14 protein-coding genes are annotated in these 19990 nt (G+C 61.8%); 3 read left to right on the top strand and 11 right to left on the bottom strand.

Features of this window, described 5'->3' with window-relative positions:
* Position 1 precedes the first annotated feature (1 nt).
* Positions 2 to 2872 (bottom strand): molybdopterin-dependent oxidoreductase, encoded by a 2871-nt coding sequence (locus Q0G85_RS02315; RefSeq protein WP_297154344.1) that lies wholly within the window; start codon positions 2870 to 2872, stop codon positions 2 to 4.
* Between the two features lie 423 nt (positions 2873 to 3295).
* Between Q0G85_RS02315 and Q0G85_RS02320 the strand changes: the two genes are divergently transcribed.
* Positions 3296 to 4087, top strand: a complete 792-nt coding sequence (locus Q0G85_RS02320) for an MBL fold metallo-hydrolase (protein WP_297154347.1) — start codon at positions 3296 to 3298, stop codon at positions 4085 to 4087.
* 105 nt (positions 4088 to 4192) lie between these two features.
* Here Q0G85_RS02320 and pheT read toward each other — a convergent pair whose 3' ends face one another.
* Together pheT and pheS are read right to left on the bottom strand one after the other, a co-directional pair.
* Positions 4193 to 6655, bottom strand: coding sequence for a phenylalanine--tRNA ligase subunit beta (pheT, locus tag Q0G85_RS02325; protein ID WP_297154350.1), 2463 nt, complete (start codon positions 6653 to 6655; stop codon positions 4193 to 4195).
* Between the two features lie 159 nt (positions 6656 to 6814).
* Complete coding sequence (gene pheS / locus Q0G85_RS02330; RefSeq protein ID WP_297154352.1) at positions 6815 to 7897, bottom strand: phenylalanine--tRNA ligase subunit alpha; 1083 nt, start codon at positions 7895 to 7897, stop codon at positions 6815 to 6817.
* A gap of 659 nt (positions 7898 to 8556) precedes the next feature.
* Between pheS and Q0G85_RS02335 the strand changes: the two genes are divergently transcribed.
* Entirely contained in the window at positions 8557 to 9291 is a 735-nt protein-coding gene (locus tag Q0G85_RS02335; protein ID WP_297154355.1) for a GNAT family N-acetyltransferase, read from the top strand.
* Positions 9292 to 9436: 145 nt separating this feature from the next.
* On the opposite strand, the gene Q0G85_RS02340 is transcribed toward Q0G85_RS02335, so the two are convergent.
* The 6 genes from Q0G85_RS02340 to Q0G85_RS02365 all read right to left on the bottom strand — a co-directional run bounded on the left by Q0G85_RS02340 (position 9437) and on the right by Q0G85_RS02365 (position 17772).
* Positions 9437 to 10846: an L-cystine transporter gene (locus Q0G85_RS02340; RefSeq protein WP_297154356.1), complete on the bottom strand. Its 1410-nt coding sequence runs from the start codon at positions 10844 to 10846 to the stop codon at positions 9437 to 9439.
* A 238-nt stretch (positions 10847 to 11084) separates the two neighbouring features.
* Positions 11085 to 11948, bottom strand: coding sequence for a histidine phosphatase family protein (locus Q0G85_RS02345; RefSeq protein WP_297154359.1), 864 nt, complete (start codon positions 11946 to 11948; stop codon positions 11085 to 11087).
* A gap of 8 nt (positions 11949 to 11956) precedes the next feature.
* Positions 11957 to 13003: a hypothetical protein gene (locus Q0G85_RS02350; protein ID WP_297154361.1), complete on the bottom strand. Its 1047-nt coding sequence runs from the start codon at positions 13001 to 13003 to the stop codon at positions 11957 to 11959.
* A 261-nt stretch (positions 13004 to 13264) separates the two neighbouring features.
* Positions 13265 to 15310 carry an arsenosugar biosynthesis radical SAM (seleno)protein ArsS gene (arsS, locus tag Q0G85_RS02355; protein WP_297154362.1) on the bottom strand — a complete coding sequence of 682 codons (2046 nt, stop codon included), beginning with the start codon at positions 15308 to 15310 and terminating at the stop codon, positions 13265 to 13267.
* 194 nt (positions 15311 to 15504) lie between these two features.
* Positions 15505 to 16593 (bottom strand): GTP-binding protein, encoded by a 1089-nt coding sequence (locus Q0G85_RS02360; RefSeq protein ID WP_297154364.1) that lies wholly within the window; start codon positions 16591 to 16593, stop codon positions 15505 to 15507.
* A 75-nt stretch (positions 16594 to 16668) separates the two neighbouring features.
* Positions 16669 to 17772 (bottom strand): methyltransferase domain-containing protein, encoded by a 1104-nt coding sequence (locus Q0G85_RS02365; protein WP_297154366.1) that lies wholly within the window; start codon positions 17770 to 17772, stop codon positions 16669 to 16671.
* A 189-nt stretch (positions 17773 to 17961) separates the two neighbouring features.
* Here Q0G85_RS02365 and Q0G85_RS02370 point away from each other — a divergent pair, with 189 nt between their 5' ends.
* On the top strand, positions 17962 to 18765 hold the full coding sequence (locus tag Q0G85_RS02370) for a protein-ADP-ribose hydrolase (protein WP_297154369.1): 804 nt from the start codon (positions 17962 to 17964) through the stop codon (positions 18763 to 18765).
* A gap of 343 nt (positions 18766 to 19108) precedes the next feature.
* Here the strand turns inward: Q0G85_RS02370 and Q0G85_RS02375 are convergent, their stop codons facing one another.
* Both Q0G85_RS02375 and Q0G85_RS02380 read right to left on the bottom strand, forming a co-directional pair.
* Positions 19109 to 19435 carry a type II toxin-antitoxin system PemK/MazF family toxin gene (locus Q0G85_RS02375; protein WP_297154371.1) on the bottom strand — a complete coding sequence of 109 codons (327 nt, stop codon included), beginning with the start codon at positions 19433 to 19435 and terminating at the stop codon, positions 19109 to 19111.
* Between the two features lie 2 nt (positions 19436 to 19437).
* Positions 19438 to 19737, bottom strand: coding sequence for an AbrB/MazE/SpoVT family DNA-binding domain-containing protein (locus tag Q0G85_RS02380; RefSeq protein ID WP_297154373.1), 300 nt, complete (start codon positions 19735 to 19737; stop codon positions 19438 to 19440).
* Between the last annotated feature and the right edge of the window lie 253 nt (positions 19738 to 19990).

Genomic DNA, 19990 nt, shown 5'->3' on the forward strand with positions numbered 1-19990 from the left:
ATTATTCCTCGATGGCTTCGTAGCTCATCGTGTAACGCTTGCCCGTTTCCTCGTCGATGAGGCCGTTGGTGGTGGGGTCGTAGGCCCAGCCATAGTAGGCGTCATGGTAGACGTTGGTCGCGGGGTCGATCAGCCAACCGCTTTCAGGGTTGTAGATGTAGGGCTTGTCGCCGAGGCGAGCGTAACCCTTCTCACGATCCCAGGTGAGCTGCTCGGGCACGGCGTAGGGAGCATCCTGGCCCGGGTACAGACGGATGCCCGCGAGCTCAGCGATCTCCTCGCGCTCCATCGTGTACTTCTTGCCGGTGGCCTTGTCCGTAAGGCAGTTCTCAGCGGCAACGTAGTACCAACCGGTGTGGGCATCGACGTACTCGTTGGTCTTCGGGTCGATCAGCCAGCCGGAATCGTCCAGACGGAACTGGGTGGAATCCTGATAGACCGCATCGTTTTGCCACTGCCAGCTAAAGCCCTCGGGGATTTCCTTCGTGCAGGCAGGAGCCTCGAAGGGAAGCTTCTCCCAGCGAAGCACGCGGTGCTTGAGATCCTCGGGGTCGGTGGAGATGCCCGGCGTCTTCGCGCAACCGGGGATGGACCAGGTCTTGTCCTTGGCGTTCCACTCGTGGTCGGCCTCGGTGCACTTGTAGACCTTGCACATCAGGCCGCGGTTTGCCCAGGAACCGCCCATCGGGTCGCAATCCCACTCGTCGACAGAAGTGAGGACGTTGGTGTTGGACTCGAGGCAGCCGAACGGGTTGTCCAGGTCGATGTTGGTGTCGCGCTCGGGGAACCACCAGCCGCGCGGGACGAACACGACGCGAGGATCGACCTCGGGCTCGACGTTCGCGCGCATCTTGATGCGGCCGCGCTGGGTCTCGATCCAGCACCAGTCGCCGTACTCGATGCCGAGCTTCTCAGCGAGCTCGGGGTTGATCGAGAAGTACGGGTCGGGGTACAGGTAGCGCATGCCCGGCATCTGGAAGTGCTCGGAGTGGTGATACGGCATGAAGCCGCCGCCCGTGGTGAGCACGATCGGGTACTCTTCGGCGAGCTCGGGGTTGTCCACCTCGTTCTCGGCGCAGGGCAGGTAGGTCGGCATGCCAGGATAGCCCAGCTCGCGCAGGATCGTGGAGTTGCACTCAATCTTGCCGGTCGGCGTCCAGAAGCCACCGCGCGTGACGTACTTGTTCTGGTGCAGCGGCGGATAGTACATGCGGATGTTGTTGACGAAGTCGTTCCAGTCGGCGCAGGGAAGGCCCAGAGGCGCGATGATGTAGGAGTAGACTTCCTCTTCAGTCTCCCACGGCCAGTTTGCGGGATCCTGTCCGCAGGCCAGGCCGAGCATGCGCCAGAAGGACATGTCGGTGTGACGGTCGAACTTCGGCTGGATAGCGCGGCGGCCACCCATGACGGAGTCGGTTGCGCCGTAGTGCGTGACGATGGTCGGACGCTCAAGAGCGCCGGCGGCCGGGAACACGTAGTCGGAGAAGAGCGCTGCCGGGGTCATCCAGTAATCGACGGTGACCAGGAACTCGACCTTCTTCAGGGCGGCGAGCGTCATCTTGGAGTCGCCGTAGGAGTTCACCGGGTTGGTCGCGTTGCAGATGAGAGCGCGGATCTGATAGGGCTCGCCGGTGAGGATCGCCTTGAACACGCTCGGGCCGTGAGCCTCGCAGAACCACTCTGCGGGAAGCGTCTTGCCCCAGGTGCGCTTGGCGTTGTTGGAGATGAGCGTGTAGCCGGGCCAAGAGGTCAGCTTGAACTTGTCAGAACCGATCTGCTTCGCCTTCTGCTCCTCGGGAAGCAGCTCGTTGAGCTCGAGCTCTTCGTCGGTGATGAAGTTGAGAGCAGGGCCGGGCATACCGTCGCCGCCGGGAACCTCGAGGTTGCCGGTGATGGCGCGCATAAGCTGGCGAGCCTGAGAGCCGGTCGCGGACGCAGGTCCGAACTGGTCCCAAGAGCAGCCCCACTGGATGCAGCCGGGCTTGGTGGTCGCGTACATGCGAGCAGCCTTGCGGATGTCCTCCGGGTCGAGCCAGGTGATGGGGGCAGCCCATTCCGGCGTGTACGGAGCCATGTGCTCACGCAGCTCCTCGAAGCCGTCGCACCACTGGTCGACGAACTCGAAGTCATAGAGGAACTCGTTGATGATGACGTTGAGCATCGCGAGCGAGAGCGCGGTGTCCGAGCCCGGTCGCAGCGGCAGCCACAGGTCTGCCTTGCAGGCGGTTTCGGAGAAACGCGGATCGACGTAGATGATCTTCATGCCCGCGAGCTGAAGGTCAGTGTAGCCGTGCATGGAGGGCAGCGAAGACGCAGCCGGGTTCATGCCCCAAAGGATCAGGCACTTCGCAGCGCCCAGGTCGGTCTCGAACGGAGACCAGCCGGCGACGACCGTCTCGGCCATGAACGTCGGAATCCAGCACAGAAGCGCGTTATGGAAGCCGTTCGGCGTGCCGAACTGGTTCAGGAAGCGACGACGCGCCCAGTCGTCGGTACGGGTCGTACCACCCGCGGAGGCAACCGCCTCAGCGCCCGACTCTGCCTTGATCTGGTTGAGTCGCTCGGCAACCTCTTTGATTGCCTGGTCGTACGGGATCTGCTCCCACTTGTTCTCGCCCTTTTCGCCAGCGCGCTTGAGCGCATGGTTGATGCGGGCGGGATGGTTGACGTGCAAAAGCGCGCTCGTACCGCGGCAGCACAGACCACCCTGGTTGTTGTAATCGGGATCGCCTTCGATCTTGATTACGTCGCCGTCCTTGACATAGGCAAGGACACCGCAGTTGGCATGGCAGAAATAGCACTGCGTTCTGATGCGCTCGACGCCTTCGGCGAGTTCGCCGTTCTCGTCGTAAATGCTGACCTTATCAGCCATCTACCTTCCCCTCTTCTTCTCGTCCTACAGACACCTACTATTCGGTTCGTCGGGTTTTGCGACCTGCGCATTGTCCGAAAACGCATAGTACGCCCCGACGCGTTGACAGCGGTAGTGTACGGAAGAGCCCTTCTGCAAGCATCGCCCCGCCAGTCTGAATTCCCCCGACGGATAAACCTTTCAGTATGAGCCAGGAATAAGCCTTCCTTTATGCCACCACTCGCCGATTTCGCGGCACCGAACGCGAAAAAACACAGGTATAGACCCGTGGCTTGACGCGAACGACTATTCGACCGAATCTTCGTTAGGGATTATAGCTATTGCCTACGGACTGCCGCGATACTTCGTCCCCCCAAAGGGGCTGCTTTGCATGGCGAGCGGGGTATAATCGGCGGCGTATGGCGCAACGAGAAAGAGACCCTTATGAAAAAGCACACTTTCACCTTTATGGGCACGGGCGCGGGCTGCGGCGTGCCCTCGTTTTTCTGCGATTGCCCCGCATGCGAGGAGGCGCGGGCGAATCCGCGCGCGAGGCGCGGAGATTGCGGGACTATGATCCGCGGCGAGAAGACGCTTTTCATCGACACGCCCCCCGACCTGCGCCATCAGTGCATTCGCGAGAACGTGCGGCGCATTGACGAGGTCTTGTACACCCATTGCCACTCCGACCATGTGGGAGGGCTTTTGGAACTCGAGTACCTCGTGCAGCTGAAGCAGAAAGAGGCGCTCCCCATCTACGGCAGCGCCGAGACGCTCGCGGGCATCGCGCAGGAGTTCCACTACATGACCTATGCGCTCGACATGCGCGAGATTGCGCCGATGGACACGGTTGAATTCGACGGCGTGAAATACACGGCGCTCCCCTGCACCCACGCTGCGGGCACCTACGGTTATCTCATCGAGACCGACGGCACGCGCATGCTCTACGCCTCCGACACCGGGAAGCTGCCGCCCGAGACCTACGAGCGCCTGCAGGATATCGACATCCTCGCGATGGACGCGACCTTCTGGAAGAACAACTGGTCCCCCGCCGCGCACCACAGCGTGCAGGAATGCATCGAGGAAGGGCTTTCGCTGAATGCGGGCAAGATCTACCTCACGCACCTGTGCATGCACTACGACGAGCCGATCACGCTCGTGGAGCTAGAGGAATTCCTCGCGCAGTACGAAGGCCGCGTCGAGGCCGCCCACGACGGGCTCACGTTTGAGATTTAGTGCTTGACCACTAATAGATGGCGTCCTATACTATAGGAGGTCTGAAACACAAAGAGCCGAGGATGCCGCCACATCCTCGGCTCTTTCATTATGGGACGAGTGCTTCTACCCGCGGACTTCGGCACCTGTCGCCGAGCACACCTTCTTCACCATGCGCTCGTGCGCCTTCTCCGCCTCGTCGCTCGTGAGCGTGCGATCGACAGCGCGATAGGTAAGCGCGTACGCCATCGACTTCTTGCCGGCGCCGAGGCGCTTCTCGTCACGGTAAACGTCGAACAAGCGCACGTCTTCCAAAAGCTTTCCGCCGGCAGACGTCATGCACTGGACGAGACGCTCGTGGGTGACGTCCTCGTCGACGACGAACGCGATGTCCATCGACACTGCGGGGAACGTGGGCACGTCGACGTAGTCGCGCGCAGGACGCGCCGCACGCTCGAGCGCCTCGAGATCGAGCTCGAAGGCGACGACGGGCGCCGCCGCGTCGTAGGCAGCCACGGCGAGCGGATGGAGCTCGCCCACCCAGCCAAGCGACGTGCCGCCCGAGAGCATCTCGGCTGCGCGACCGGGCTGCAGCTGCGGCGCCTCGTCGGCGGTGAGCGCCCTGAAACGCACCTTGGGAAGCGCAAGCTCACGCGCGAGGTTCTCGAGCACGCCCTTGCCGTCGAAGAAATCGTAGGGAGCGGGCGACTCGTTCCAGCCGGCGTCGCGCACGGCACCAGCCAAAACGCCGGCGAGCTTCTCGCGCTCCTTGGGCTTCTTCTTGCCCTCGTGGGCGAAGAACACGCGGCCCATCTCGTAGAGCTGGATGTTCTTCACGCCGCGGTTCTGGTTGTGAGCGATGGAGCGCAGGAGACCGGGAATGATGCTTTGGCGCATGACCGACTGCTCGGCGTTCATCGGGTTCAGAAGCTCGACGGCCTGGCCTAAGCCCTCAAGCGGCAGGCGCAAACGCTCGATTTCGCTCGGCTCGGCGAACGAGTAGGTCATCGTCTCGTTCATGCCGCAGGCGCGCAGCGTGTCGTTGACCTTGTTCTTCACGTGCTGCTCGTGGCTTACCGTGCCGAAGCGGCCGCGACCGCCGGGAAGCGTGGCCTCGATCTGATCCATGCCGTACAGGCGCAGCACTTCCTCGTAGAGGTCGATCTCACGCGGCAGGTCGGGGCGGAACGTCGGCGACGTGACCGCGAGCGTGTCGGCATCCGCGCCGTCTTCCACTTTGCAGCCCAGACGCCCAAGGATCTCCACGATGAAATCGCGGGAGATGTTCGCACCCATCATCGCGTTGAAGCGCGGGATGCGGAAGGTGAGGTGAGCCTCTTCGGAGACGTTCGGCCACTCGTCCACGATGCCCGCACCGCCGCCGACAGAGCCCGACACCTGGCCGCCGGCGACTTCCACGATGAGCGCCGCTGCGGCAGCAGAACGCTCGTCGATACCGTGATCGTCCACGCCGCGCTCGTAGCGCATGGAGCTCTCGGAGATGAGGCCCAGGTTGCGCGAGGTGCGCGAGGTACGGCCCGGCTCGAAGGTCGCCGTCTCGAGCAGGATGTCGGTGGTCTCCTCGGTGACCTCGGTGTCGAGGCCGCCCATGACGCCCGCGAGCGCCACAGGGCCAAGCTCGGGCGTGGCGATGACGGTCATGTCGGAAGTAAGCATGCGCTCCACTTCGTCGAGCGTGGTAAACTTCGCGCCGTCCTCAGCCTCGCGAATCACCACATGGGCGCGCCCATCTGCGCCTTTCAGCTTGTTCAAGTCGAAAGCGTGCAGCGGCTGGCCGAACAGGAACAGGATGTAGTTCGTCACGTCGACGATGTTGTTGATGGAACGCTGCCCGATAGCAGCGAGGCGCTCGACCATCCAGTCAGGCGACGGGCCCACCTTCACGCCGCGGATGACGCGGGCAGAATAGCGCGGGCAGCGCACGGAGTCCTCGATATTCACGGCGACGTCGTCGATACCGTCGTCGACAAGCTCGAGCTTCGCGGCCATCTCGTCGAGCGGGTTTTTCCAATCGCGGCGATACATTGCACCCATCTCGCGCGCGAGCCCCACGATCGAAAGGCTGTCGGGACGATTCGGCGTGATCTCCAAATCGAGCACCGTGTCGGTCAGCTTCAGGTAGTCGGCGATGGGAGTGCCCACCGGGGCGTCGTCGGGGAGGACCCAGATGCCCTCGTGGTCAGAGCCCAGCCCCAGCTCACGTCGCGAGCAGCACATGCCCGCGCTCGCCACGCCGCGCAGCTTCGACTTCTTGATCTTGAAGTCGCCGGGGAGCACAGCCCCCACGGTCGCGACGGGAAGCTTGATACCCGCCTTGATGTTCGGTGCACCGCACACGATTTGCACAGGCTCGCCCGCGCCCGTGTTCACCGCGACCACGTGCATGTGATCGGAATCGGGATGCGGCTCGCAGGTCTCAACGTAGCCCACGACCACGCCGTCGAACGTGGCGCCGAGCACCTCGACGCCTTCGACGCCCGTACCCGTAAGGTCGAGCTTGTCGCAGAGCGCCTTAGTGTCAGTCGGCACCTCCACGTATTCGTTAAGCCATTTCAGCGATACTTTCATGACTCTCTCTTTCTTGCAATTTGCCTTGTAGCGTTTGAGCTCGGCAGGCGTGCGCCACGCGCAGTTCCGCACGAGCCGAACAGCCCAGTGGGCTGTTCGTGCGAGTCAGGACTGTTTGAGCATGGCGTACGTCGGCCGAGCTCAAACGCGGTCCTGCATTTAGAACTGGCGAAGGAAGCGCATGTCGCCTTCGAGGAGCATGCGCAGGTCGGGCACGTTGTACTTCAGGCACGCCACGCGCTCGACACCGACGCCGAACGCAAAGCCGGAGTATTCCTCCGGATCGATGCCCGACATGGTGAGCACGTTCGGATCGACCATGCCGCAGCCGAGGATTTCCAGCCAGCCCGTGCCCTTGCACATACGGCAGCGCTCGCCGTCATGCAGGTGCCCCGTGCCGCCGCACACGCCACAGGAGACGTCGGCCTCGGCGGAGGGCTCGGTGAACGGGAAGTAGTGTGCGCGGAAGCGAGTCTTGCGATCGGGCCCGAACATCTGCTTGCAGAAGTAGTCGAGCGTGCCCTTAAGGTCGCCGAACGAGATCCCCTTGTCGATGACCAGGCCCTCGATCTGGGTGAACTGCGGGAGATGCGAAGGGTCAGCCACGTCGCGGCGATACACCTTGCCGGGAGCGATGATGTAGATCGGCGGCTTTTGATCCTCCATCACGTGCACCTGCACACCGGAGGTCTGCGTGCGCAGAAGCACGTCGGACTCGCCGCGCACAGACGACGCCTCGCCCGAAAGGTCGCGCACGTAGAACGTGTCCTGCATCGAGCGGGACGGATGGTCCTTCGGGGCGTTCAGCGCCTCGAAGTTGTAGTAGTCGGTCTCGACCTCGGGGCCGTGGACGACGGTGTAGCCCAGGCCGAGGAAGATCTCCGACACCTCGTCGGTGATCGCGTTGATCAGATGGCGCGTGCCCATCTGCTGCGCGCGACCGGGGAGCGTGACATCGACGGCGCTTGCGTCGATTGCGGCCTCCAACTCGGCAGCTGCGAGCTTCTTCTTGCGGGCTTCGAGAGCCTCTTCCACCACATTGCGCACCTCGTTGACCGTCTTGCCGACGACGGCGCGCTCCTCCTTCGCGACTTTGCCCATGCCGCGCAGGTAGCCCGTGAGCGTACCCGCCTTGCCGAGCACCGCCACGCGCACGCTCTCGAGCGCCGCCGACGTGTCGGCTTCCGCGATGCGCGCAAGGGTTTGCTCACGCAGTTGCGCGAGCTCGTCCGTGATCGCCATAATCACCTTCACCTCTCATATCGAGCGCCCCACCTGGCCCAAAGGGCGCTCCGCCAATAAAAAAGGGCTTGCCATCTCGCCCTGGAAGACGCCCGCCTTCGCGTTCGCCTTCATTTCCAAGGACGAGAGACAAGCCCTCGCGGTACCACCCTGGTTGACACCTTCCCGAAACGCCGCCGAAAACGCGATGCCACGTGAAAGATATCCACTCGTTTCGCCCGATAACGGCGGCGAACCGTCGTGCCCTACTTCGTTCGTCTCGCGGGATGACCCCGCGTCCGTGTTCAGGCGCGCTGCTCGGAAGGGAATCGCACGCCGCATCGCTTGGGGCCTTTCAGCCGATGAACCCCATCTCTGGAAGCTTCGCCGTACGTGCGCTGTCTTCGTCATCGCATGTGGAAGAGAGTATAGCGCAAGGATCGCCCGTCATGGGGAAAATCCACAACGCAGGATGCGGGGACGGGTTCGCCAAGGGACGAGCGGAGCAGTTGCCGAGCGGCCCGGCAAAAGGAAAAGCGCGATAGCCGCCGGAAGCAACATACCCCCATGCAGGAGAACCGAGGCCAACATAAAGGGGGATTCGCCGACTCGAAAAGCCGCTGAAACAGGCACATGCTACCATGGGCTCCTATCCGATTGCTCGGGAAGGAGCCCTTTTCATGTGCGATGCGCCCTCATGCGATTCTGTTGCCCCGCGGGAGAGTGAGCCTGATAGCGCGAGGGAGGATGCGCCCGCTGGCGTATGTGCGCCCGAAAGCCCGCATGCCTCCGCTGCTGGTTGCACGTCTGCAGACTCGCAGCTGCGCATCCGCCTGGCATCGGCCGACGACGCGGACGGCATCCGGGCGGTGTACGCTCCTTTCATCGACACGCCCGTGACCTTCGAAGAGGAAGTGCCCTCGCGCGAGGCATACCGCGAGCGCATCGCGCGCATCTGCGAAAAGCACCCTTGCCTCGTGGCGGAAGCAGGCGGGCGCATCGTCGGGTTCGCCTATGCCCACGAGCTGCGCGAACGCGTCGCCTTCCAGTGGAACGCCGAGCTTTCCGTCTATCTTGCGCCCGCTGCGCAGGGCCGTGGCGCAGGGCGTCGCCTGTACGCCGCGCTCATCGAGCTTCTGCGCCTTATGGGTGTGAAGGCGGTCTACGGCGTGGTGACCTCCCCCAATGCTGCGAGCGAGCGCTTGCACCGCACGTTCGGGTTCGCGCTCATGGGAGTGCAGCCGCACGCGGGCTTCACCTGCGGCGCTTGGCACGACGTCACCTGGTACGTGCGCGAAATCGCCCCCTTCGAGGACGCACCCGCGCCGCCCGCTCCCTTCCCCACGTACGCAAGCGCGCACCCCGCCCAAATAAGCGAGGTCATCGCGCAAGCGAACGAGAGTCTGCGCTTGTAGCGAACTCGGGAAGAGCGGCACAGACCCGCAGTTGAAACCCGCGCCGCGGCCTTTCCCCGCACGCAGCTCGCATAAAAAAGCGCGGGTGCAAGCCTCGCAGCCCGCACCCGCGCTTGATTGCACGCGCGCCTCTTTCAGAAAGCGCCTATCCCTCAGCCGCAGCTCCGGTGATGCGCGCCTCGGGGTTCGCGAACATCTCGCGATCGAGCGTCTTGTTCACATTCGCCGACGTAACGCCCGCAACCATGGAGTCGCTCACGTTGAGTGCGGTGCGGCCCATGTCGATGAGCGGCTCGACCGAAGCCATAAGGCCCACGATCTCGATCGGCAGCCCCATGGTACCGAGCACGATAAGGCTCGCGAATGTGGCGCCGCCGCCGACGCCCGCCACGCCGAACGAGCTGATCACGATGATGGCGATCAGCATGATCACCCACGTCGGGTCGAACACGTTGATGCCGACCGTCGGCGCAATGAGCGTCGCCATCATGGCCGGGTAGATGCCCGCACAGCCGTTCTGGCCAATTGACATGCCGAAACTCGCCGCAAAGTTCGCCGTCGCCTCGTCAACGCCAAGCGCCTTCGACTGCGTCTCGATGTTCATGGGCAGAGCACCCGCGCTCGTGCGCGACACGAACGCGAACGACAGCACGGGGAACGCCTTCTTCAGGTACGTGACGGGGTTCACGCGATTCGCCGCGAGGATGATCAGGTGCACGACGAACATCGCAATGATGGCCACATACGAGAAGATGATGAACTTGCCCAAATCGACGATAGCCGCGAAATCGCTCGTGGCCATGACGTTTGCGATGAGCGCCATGACGCCGTAGGGGGTGAGCCCGATGACCATCTTCACGATGCACATGACGATGCCGTAGAGGCTGTCGATGATGCGGCGGAAGAGATCGGCCTGCTCAGAGTCGCGATCGCGAAGCTTCAGGTAAGCCATGCCCACGATAGCCGAGAAGATGACGACGGCGATGGTCGACGTCGAGCGCGTGCCGGCAAGGTCGGAGAAGACGTTTGTCGGGATGAACGACAGGATGGTCTGAGGAATCGTGGTGTCTGCCACCTTGTCGGAGCGCGTCTGCAGCGCGTCCATCTTCGACGCATCGACCGTGCCCTGCGTGAAGTCGGCGCCCGCCAGCCCCGAGAAGGCGATGGTCGCCCAGCCGAACACAGCGGCGATAGCCACCGTGCCCAGCAAAACTACGAGCACCGAGATACCGATCTTGCCCAGGTTCTCCGTCGCCTCCGTTCGCGTGAACGCACCGACGATCGCCACGAAGATAAGCGGCATCACGAGCATCTTGAGCAAGCTGATGTAGCCCGTGCCCACAAGCGACATCCAGTCGAGTGCGCACTTCGCGGCATCCGACCCGCGGCCCAAGGCCAATTGCATAGCCACGCCCAACACGATGCCCATGCCAAGCGCCGAGAACACGCGGACCGTAAACGACAGCCCCTTGCTCTTCATGAACTTCAACGCCACAAGTAATGCGGCGAAGACGATTAGAACGACGGCAACCGCCGCCCCCACCTCGAATGACATTGTCTACTCCTTCAACGCCTTATTTCCTACTGAACAGGTGGTTATTATCGCGCTTCATTCCTACAGTTTCAATAGGAAATCTAGGAAATCGGATTATGATGCCAATAAGTGGACAGGATGCGGGCAGCAGCTCCGCGATAATTGGAAGGATGGCATGAAAAGAATAGCGTGGATGAGAACGCAAGCCCCCGAACACGGGTTACAGCCGCACACAGATTGCCCGTTTCGGGAGAAAGAATCAGAGGCGCGAGCCTAAAAAGCTTGTCGAGCCCGTTTCTCCAAGCGCGAAAAGCGGGCTTGAAAATGAGCCCGAATCGCAGGCGCGGCCATCGTCGCAGATCACCTTTGTGACGCTTGCATTCTCGATCTTCACGGGATCGTTCACGCGCGCGGGATCGAGCAGGTACATGGTCGAGCGGATGACGAACGAGTGCGTCACCACGAGCACGTTGCCGCCGCCCGAGAGCGCCACCTTGCGCGCCACATCGCGATAGAAATCGCCGAGCCGCGCCGCAATTTGCTCCCAGCCTTCCGCTTTGCCGGAAGCATCCCAGCGTTTGATGGCATCGGCAGTTTCCGGAAGACGGATATTGAGCTCCTCGAAGGGCATGTCGCACCCAAACCCCTCGTTGAGCACGTCGCGCATGAGCGTGCCAGGGCGCGCCTCCAGGTTGCCGTAGCACCATTCGCGAATGCGAGAATCCGACATGCGAGAAGGAAGGGCCAGCTCAGGCGCCACCTCACTACGCGCCGAGAACAGCTCGTCCATCGTCTGCACGGCACGCCCCAAATCACTCGAGTAAGCCGCCGCGAATTCGACGCCCGCACGGGCAAGACCGCGTCCGCAAGCGCGCGCGTCGCGAACGCCCGCCTCGGTCAAAGGGGCATCGCACCAGCCCTGGACCAGGTGCCTTAGGTTGTATTCCGTCTGCCCATGACGAACGACGTAGAAGGTGACGGGGGCGCTCTCGCTTGGGGAAGGCGCAGCGGCAGGTGTCGCTTCGCCCAGCGGAACCGCAAAACGCCCATCGGCTGCGGACGCAGTCGAATTGCCAAGAACCCGCGCGCCGTTTTCCCCGCGCACCATGTTGGAATCAATCATTTCGGTCCCTATAGAATACGGTAGCTCACCGTGCGAAGGCCCCAGTCGTCGCAGGAGGAATACCCGAAGGCCTTCCATACGCCGGGCTGCAAATCGAGTGAGCGGCTGCCGCCGCCCATGCCGCCGCAGTCGTTGATGACGGCGTACACCGTCATGCCGTCGTAGGAGATTTGCACCGTGCGCCCGAAATAGCTGCTGAAGTTCGGCCACGCCATCGGGATCGCCACGCCCATCGAGTAGTCATCGCACACATCGCCTGTCGCCGTCGTGCCGGGGTTGGGGGTATACGGGTCGGTCGAACCACCGTATGCCGAGGCCACACCCGTCTTCCAACCAGCGTTGGAATCGGGAACCGGCTCGGGGTTGGGCTCTACCGGCGTCGAGTCGGGCACGACCTCCTGGCGATCCGTGGTGTTCGCCTTGTCGGATACCTGCGTGGACGATCCGCCTGCGTTCTGGTCGGAGGAGCCGGAATCCGACATGTTCGCCGCCTGCGCCTGGAGTGCGGCAAGGCGATCGGCCTCCGCATCCCTGGCGTTTTGCAGCTGAGACTGCGCCTGCGTGACGACGGCCTCCGCTTCCTGCTTCGTCTTTTCAAGCTCGCCTAAAGCGCGCGTCTGCGAGTCCTTCTGAGCGTTCAGCTCGGCGGTGATACCCTCGAGCGTGGCAACGCGATCTTTCTGCGCCTCCACCTCGTCGGCCTGCGCCTGGAGAATCGAGCCCGCATACACCACGTTGCGCGTCAGCTCGTCGAACGACGCCGACCCCAAGATCAGCATGAGCATCGACCCCGCCGAAGGCGATCGGTACTCGTTGCGAGCAGCGCTGCACAGCGTTTCGCGGCCCGAGATCACCGCCTGCTGCGCCTTAAGTGCGTCGGCGGCGGTCGCGTCGATCTGCCCCTGAATCGAGGTGAGCTCGGCGTTGATCTTGTCGTATTCTTCGGAGATGGTCTTCATCTGCGCCTCAGCGGCGTCGAGCGCCGTCTGGGCATCGGAGATGTCATCGGCAAACGCAGGCGCGGGGATAAGGGACACGGCGAGAAGGACGCTCATAGCCATCGCACACATCGCTAAGACTAAGCGTTTCACCTGTTCACATGCACTGAAGTGCGTTCCCACCAATTTCCTTCCAACGGCCAATAAAATGAGTGCGGCAGTGCGCCACCACACTAAAAACGTCCCCTCGGGGACGCTTTGTGAAGTTCAGTATGACCAAAGAGCCCCCATGTGGCAAGTAAAACAGCGCAAACAACATGAGCGCCCCGCAAGCCGAGAGGCCAGCAGGGCGCCCAGAATGCGCAATACCTTTTCCCGCTAGATCAGCGAGCCACCGCAGCTCGAGCCGGCACCGGCGGCGCAGCTGTAGCACACCGGGTTCGTGCGAACCTCGCGCGGGGGAAGCGGCGCATCCACGATGTCGGCAATCGTCGCGTCGCGCCCGTCGAGCTGGATGGGCATCTCGAGCACATGGTTGCACTCGCAGTCGTACAAGCGGCCGTCAATGTCGACATTCACCTGGTCGCGGCACATGATTTTGCCCACAGCAAACGCGTTGAAGTTGTCGTGGAGCAGCTTCAGGTATTCGTCGGTAAGCCCCGCGTCCGCCAGATCCATCGCAAAACGGCCAAGCGGGAAGTTGTTGAAAGCATACAGCTCGTTGAAGTCGATGCCCTGCTGCTCGGTCAGCTTCACACGATAGGCGTCGGCCAAAAGCTCTTGCGGCGGTGGCAGGAACGGGCCCGCCACGTTGTAGACGATCTCCAGTTCGGGGCCGCCCTCGCGCCCATACCCTCGCTCGTTAAGCTTGCGAATGTTCGCGACCGCGCGCTTGAAGACGCCTTGCCCGCGCTGGTTGTCGGCATTTTCGGCGTCGAAATACGGGAGCGACACGCACACATCAGCCCCCACCTCGGCAAACACGTCGAGGAAATGCTCGTATTCCGGCTTCTCCTCGAGCGTCAGATTCGTACGGACGATCACCTTCTCAGCGAGCTTGGCGCCTTCGCGCAAGAACCACTCGCAGTCGGGGTGCAGCTCGGGCGAGCCACCCGTCACGTCAAGCGTCTTGTAGCCGCCTGTCTTGAAGGCGGCGAGAATCTGCTCCATCGTCTCGCGCGACATGACCTCAGTGTTCTTCGGGCCGCACTCCAGGAAGCAATGGCGGCACGCGAGGTTGCACGCGTAAGTAATGTTCACCTGCATCGTCGCGGGCTGTTCGTTCGCCTGCAGGATATCGGGCAGGTTCACGCGGTCGTAGAACGAGGGAATGCCGCAGCGCTCGCACGCCTCGTTCAAATAGCCGAGGTCGGCCTTGCACTTGCCGCGACGCATCTCGAGCGCCTGCTGAGCGCGAGCAAGGTCGAACCCACCGCGATGCGCACCGCGAGGCGACACCTCGAAGTACTTCCCGTAGCGCGACTGCTCGAGCATGGCTGCCAAATTCCCGCTCACGGCGTACTCGCGCCCCTTGATCAGGCGCAGCTCCTCGGTCAGGTCGAAGTAGCGCGGCATCTCGGGCATCCCGCCCAGATAACGCGCGACCTGGCCGTAGTTTTCCTCGGCGTCTTCCAAGCCCTCCACTTTGATGGCGCGTACCGTGCGCGAGGTGAAGGACGTGAACCCGAGCTTCGTCTCGAGCGCCAGGTCAGAAACATGGATATCCTCCACCGCCGTGCACACGTAGCTTTTCCAGCCGTGCTTTGCCAACATGCGGCGGAAGTCGTCGATATACATCGCGCCGCCCAAGCATTCGCCGCGGAGCACCGGGTCGGCGCGCAGCTCGTCGGACATGCGGCGATCGCAGAACACGTCGGAGAAGTAAAGCTCACCGCCTGGCTTCAGCACGCGGTAAATCTCGGAGAACACCTGGTCTTTAAACGGCGTCAGGTTGATTACACAGTTGGAAACAACCAGGTCAACCGTGCCATCCTCGATGCCAAGCTCTTCCAAGTCCTCGATGAAGCCCGCCTTGAACTCCACATTAGAATGTTCGAACCCGAACTTTTCCGCCTGTTCGTCTTGGTACTTCTGCGCGACGGCAAGCTGCTCGGGAGTCATGTCGACGCCGATGACGCGCCCGGTCGGCCCCACAAGCTTCGAGAGCACGTACACGTCGCGCCCCGTGCCGCAGCCCAAATCGACTACCGTCGCGCCTGCAAGCGCCGGCGGAATCGGAGAGCCGCACCCATAGAAGCGCTCGACGATCTCGTCGGCGATGTCGGGCATCACGTCGAGCACGTACTTCGGCGGGCGCTCGGTCGCGCAGCAGCATGCGTTGGTCTTCAAGTCGTCGGAGCCGCCCAACGTCTTGCCGTAGTACTCGCGCACCTGAGCGCGAATGTCGTTCTTCTCGTCTGTCATTGTTCCCCTCTAGAAAAGCAATATCACAGGAAGCATTTAGTTTTATAGAGAGATAAGCCACGCCCCAAGCGGAAACGCCGGCGGCGTTCACAAAGCGAGTTCCGCACGAGCCGAACAGCCCAGTGGGCTGTTCGCGCGAGCAGGACTGCCGAGCGACTGAACGTTGCCAGCGTTTCCGCGCAATCTGGGATGGATTATCTTCCCTCGTCCGCCATGCCGAAGCACTCGGTGAAGAACACCTGGCAGTCAAGGTCGTACTTGTCGCACACCTCGTCGAGCGCGTCGTCCATGAGGCGGGCGAGCGGACGCGACTCGCAGACGGCGCGAGCGTTGATGATCATGCGCATGTTCTTGTGGTCGCGCAGGAATTCCTGAGCGTATTCGGTGTCGTAGTCCACGCCGATGAGCGACGCCTTGTTGAAGTCGCCGTTGCCCGAAGTCGCAAAGGTCTTCAGGTGCGGCACGTTCCGCTTGCGCTCGATGAGCCCCATGCGGATGCCCTCGATCAGATCGTCGACCACCGCATTGCAATCGATCTTGGAGCCGTCCTTCGTCTTCAGGTACAGACGGCGGTTGTACCAAGTGAGCTTCGCTTCCGCCTCGGCGAATTCCTGATTGTTGCGCACCGAGAAATTCTTGAGTGCCGTCTCGTGCGTCGTGAGGTACTCGGCGAGCTCGGGAATGCCAGTCTTGTCCTTGGCTGAAATCTTCATCGCCGGGATGTCGGGGCATGCCTCATGCAAAAAGCCCATGTAGCGCTCAATTGTTGCCTCATCGAGCAGGTCGATTTTGTTGAGCACGATAAGGTCGGCCTCTTCGAGCTGCAGTTTCAGCAGATAGACCAGCTCTTCGGGCAAGTTGATGTCCGCGTGCTCGGGCATGATCATGCGCAGGCGCTCGGGGTCGACCATCACCATGAACGGCGAGAGGGTGAACTCGTCGGCATTGTTGTCGCGCAGCGTGTGATACACGTGGTCAAGCGCGCCGACGCCGCAACCGGGGATGTCGCTCATGACGAACGTGGCGCCTTCCTTGTCGCGCAGACGGCGAATCTGGTCAACCGTGTTGTCCATCTGGTAGCAGATACAGTCGTTGCCGATTTCCGCAACCGTGCAGCCCGACGTCTGCGTAAGGCTCGTGTCCACGAGGTTCGCGCCCAGGTCATTGGCGATAATGGCAGTCTTCCCGATGTTTCGATCCATGTATTCCGCAAGCGCGATCATGGTCGTGGTCTTGCCGGCTCCTAAAAAGCCGCTCACCACCATAAAGCGGATCTTGTCCACGTGAATGCTCCTTCTATCGTGATTGGGGCCGCGTCTTCCCGCGCGGCCCCTGCAAGTCCTTCTATTCTACCAGTATTAGCAGCAGGACACGCGCACCGGCTGGTCGTCTTCGTCAACGACGCCGTCAAAGTCGGGCGCGACCTTGATGATGCGGTCACCATGGGTATCGCCCGCATGGCGCTCGCGGCTGCCCTCGTAGTCGAACACCGCCGCATAACGTCCGCCGAACTCGGGGATGACCAGGCTCGTTACGTTATTGCACACGTGACGCTTCTCCCCCACCCCGAACTTGATGTCCTTGTCGAAGAGGAAGTAGTCGGGGTAATCGGGCAGGCCGCCCTTGTAGGTGACGAACTCGCCGTAGTCCTCGCACACGTCGGATGTGTAGGGGGTGTTCACCAAACGGCAGGTAATCGTCGCGAACGACGTGCCGTCGAACAGCGCAGCCTCCTTCTCAGTCACCGGCGTCTTGTTGGTGATCAGGTAGCGCGGGTCGTTGAAGCCAAGCTGCTGCGCGATGCGACGGAAATCATTGATGTACATGGCACCGCCCAGACGGAGCGCGACGTTGTCGATGTTGTCGGAGGTTTCCCTTTGCATGCGGCGGTCGGCGAACACGTCGGTGAAATACCACTCGCCGCCTTCCCGCAAAATACGCTGCACTTCCGCAATATAGCGCGCTTTATCAGGTGATTCGTTGAACGTGCAGTTCGATATGACCACGTCGACGCTGCCGTCGGGGATAAAAGAGAGGTCCTCTGGGCAGCCCTCGCGGAATTCCACGTTAGGGGCATCGTAGCCGAACTGTTTCATCTCCTTTTCCAGGTACTTCTCGCCGATGCGCATGCGGACGGCGTTCGGCTCGACGCCGATGACCTTGCCCGCAGGCCCTACGAGCTGCGCCGCAAGATAGGTGTCACGGCCCGAGCCGCAGCACAAATCGACCACCGTACAACCCTCGAGAAGCGGAGGCAAGGGCACGCCGAACTCCCGCGACGTGTTCTGAATCTCGCCCGCGATGTTGAACATAAGCTCGCGAGCCTGCCCTGGAATGGTTCCGTTCGCGTCACGCGTGCGGGCGGTCGCCTGCGGGTCACGCGGCTCAGCAGCGGCAATGGCTTCGTAATATGCCTGATAGTTGCCATCTTCGACTTTGCGATAGTATGCCTGGTAGTCCATGCGACCTCCCTGGTCTCTGTCCTTCGAATCAGCAAAGATGCCTGATTCGACTTAATACTAGATGTAGTCTACCACTTCTCACGGGAACCGTACCCGCTCAAACGCTTTTGAGCGGCAAGGGCGGGGCGAATCGACCCCCTTCACACAGCTTATGATAGGATTTCCGCAAACGACAATAAGGAGCACGCCATGTCCACCATCGAAGAAGACCTTCGTTTCCTCATCACCGAGCTGCAAGAAGAACGCACGAACACCGGCGACGAGCTCGCAACCTGCCCCATTCCCGGAACCTTCGGCGAGGCGTGGGACCTTTTCCGCGCGCTGTGCAACACGCGCCTGCCCGAGCACGTGAGCGGCGAGTTCCTCGCCAAGCAGGACAAGCTGCTGCACGCGATCGTCGACGAGGAAGGCATCACCTACGCGGGGCTCATCCCCCCGTGCGAGAACGATCCGCGCTTTGCCGTGTGGCGCGGGGACATCACCACGCTGGCCGCCGATGCCATCGTGAACGCCGCGAATTCCCAGCTCTTGGGATGTTGGGTGCCCGGCCACTACTGCATCGACAACGCCATCCACACGTTCGCGGGCGTGCAGCTGCGCATCGAGTGCGCGGCGATCATGAGGGCGCAGGGCCATGAGGAGCCTACCGGCCAGGCGAAAGTCACCTCGGCCTACAACCTGCCGTCGAGCCTGGTCATCCATACCGTCGGGCCGATCGTGGAAAACGGGAAGCCCACCGAGCAGCACAAGCGGCTCCTTGCCGCAAGCTACAGGAACTGCCTTACCGCGGCGGCGGAGCGACGCTGCAAGTCCATCGCCTTCTGCTGCATCTCCACCGGCGTGTTCGGGTTCCCGCAAGAAGAAGCCGCCCACATTGCCGTCGACACGGTGCGGGCCTGGCTCGACGCCAACCCCGAGGCCGACATGCACGTCATCTTCGACGTCTACACCGAAAAAGACGAGCAGACCTATCGCGCAATCCTCGGCGAATAGGAGCACGACCACGAGTTGGTGGTCAAAAGGAAGAGTTGTGCGCGCATGAGTTCGGACCGAGGAAGGACGCGATTGTTTCCGACCTGGGAAAACGCTGATTCGGGCCGCGCGAGGTTGGGTTGGCGGCGCTGAAACGGCCCGATTTCGGCAACCCAACAGCGCACAACTCGCTCAGTTGACCACGGAGCGGGCGTCTTGCTCCCGCGGCGCCCAGGCGCCCGCTAGTTACAGAGGGGTTGCTATCCAAGAATTCAAGCGACCGCCAGTTGCGGAGGCTTTCCTCGCTTCGGCGACCCGCCAAGCGCCCGCGACACTCTTCCTTGGCACATGCGATTCGCCTGGCTTAGATATTGAAAACCGCGCCGACCAGCGACAGCAAAGCATTCATCTGCTGCTCCTCGGCGTATCCGACATGCTTGCATTTCCTCGCATTCAAATCCACGGCTTTCATTTGCTCCACGCAAGCAAACCCAGAAACATCTTCGCAGTCAATTTTCGAATGCATTGGATACCCGTTGTCCGTTGAGGTAATGGGCGCAACGACCGTCATGGACGACACCCGGTTGAACGCATCGGCGCTCAGCACAATTGCGGGCCGATATTTTGCCGGCTCATGGCCAACATGTGGCTCGAAGTCAACGTACAGCACTTCACCCTGTTCGCAGATCATCGCTACCACATTTCCTTGCCGACGGGTTCGCCCCAAGAGCACTCTTCGCCTCGCGATGCAGGGCCGCGCAAGTCATCAGGAAGAGAATACGCGCCGCTCCAACCCGAAAAGACATCCTCGGCAGTAAGCACTTTGTCCCGCGTATATTTTCGCTTCATAGGGGCAATTTCTATGGCCGAGTTTTTTGCGTTCGGTTTTATGGACACCCTATCGCCTGCGGCAAGCCCCAACATGTCACAAATCTGCTTTGGGATGATAAGGCCTTTGCTGTTGCCCCAGGCCCGAATGGTGGCGAAAGTCATAGCGCCTCCTTTCGTAAGTTATATTTTCGTATAACTATTGTAGCACATCCCCTTGCCGAAACGAAGGCAAAAGCAAGCCCGAAACCGCCGCGATCATCAACGTCGCGCGTTGATTGAACATTACCTAGGGCCCTCTCAAACAAGAACCTCTCTCATCAAGTTCTCATTGACAAGCCCCCCATTACAGTTTGAGGTAAGCCACCGATGAACTTCGGTGGCGAGCATTCGGCGCATTGCCTACGATACGGGCAAG

The sequence above is a fragment of the uncultured Ellagibacter sp. genome, from assembly GCF_934617235.1.
In the GTDB taxonomy this organism is placed as follows: Bacteria; Actinomycetota; Coriobacteriia; order Coriobacteriales; family Eggerthellaceae; genus Ellagibacter.

Excerpts from the sequence above, each read along its gene's own strand:
- Q0G85_RS02315 (WP_297154344.1), bottom strand. The coding sequence starts at position 2,872 with ATGGCTGATAAGGTCAGCATTTACGACGAGAACGGCGAACTCGCCGAA.
- Q0G85_RS02320 (WP_297154347.1), top strand. The coding sequence starts at position 3,296 with ATGAAAAAGCACACTTTCACCTTTATGGGCACGGGCGCGGGCTGCGGC.
- pheT (WP_297154350.1), bottom strand. The coding sequence starts at position 6,655 with ATGAAAGTATCGCTGAAATGGCTTAACGAATACGTGGAGGTGCCGACT.
- pheS (WP_297154352.1), bottom strand. The coding sequence starts at position 7,897 with ATGGCGATCACGGACGAGCTCGCGCAACTGCGTGAGCAAACCCTTGCG.
- Q0G85_RS02335 (WP_297154355.1), top strand. The coding sequence starts at position 8,557 with ATGTGCGATGCGCCCTCATGCGATTCTGTTGCCCCGCGGGAGAGTGAG.
- Q0G85_RS02340 (WP_297154356.1), bottom strand. The coding sequence starts at position 10,846 with ATGTCATTCGAGGTGGGGGCGGCGGTTGCCGTCGTTCTAATCGTCTTC.
- Q0G85_RS02345 (WP_297154359.1), bottom strand. The coding sequence starts at position 11,948 with ATGATTGATTCCAACATGGTGCGCGGGGAAAACGGCGCGCGGGTTCTT.
- Q0G85_RS02350 (WP_297154361.1), bottom strand. The coding sequence starts at position 13,003 with ATGAGCGTCCTTCTCGCCGTGTCCCTTATCCCCGCGCCTGCGTTTGCC.
- arsS (WP_297154362.1), bottom strand. The coding sequence starts at position 15,310 with ATGACAGACGAGAAGAACGACATTCGCGCTCAGGTGCGCGAGTACTAC.
- Q0G85_RS02365 (WP_297154366.1), bottom strand. The coding sequence starts at position 17,772 with ATGGACTACCAGGCATACTATCGCAAAGTCGAAGATGGCAACTATCAG.
- Q0G85_RS02370 (WP_297154369.1), top strand. The coding sequence starts at position 17,962 with ATGTCCACCATCGAAGAAGACCTTCGTTTCCTCATCACCGAGCTGCAA.
- Q0G85_RS02375 (WP_297154371.1), bottom strand. The coding sequence starts at position 19,435 with ATGATCTGCGAACAGGGTGAAGTGCTGTACGTTGACTTCGAGCCACAT.
- Q0G85_RS02380 (WP_297154373.1), bottom strand. The coding sequence starts at position 19,737 with ATGACTTTCGCCACCATTCGGGCCTGGGGCAACAGCAAAGGCCTTATC.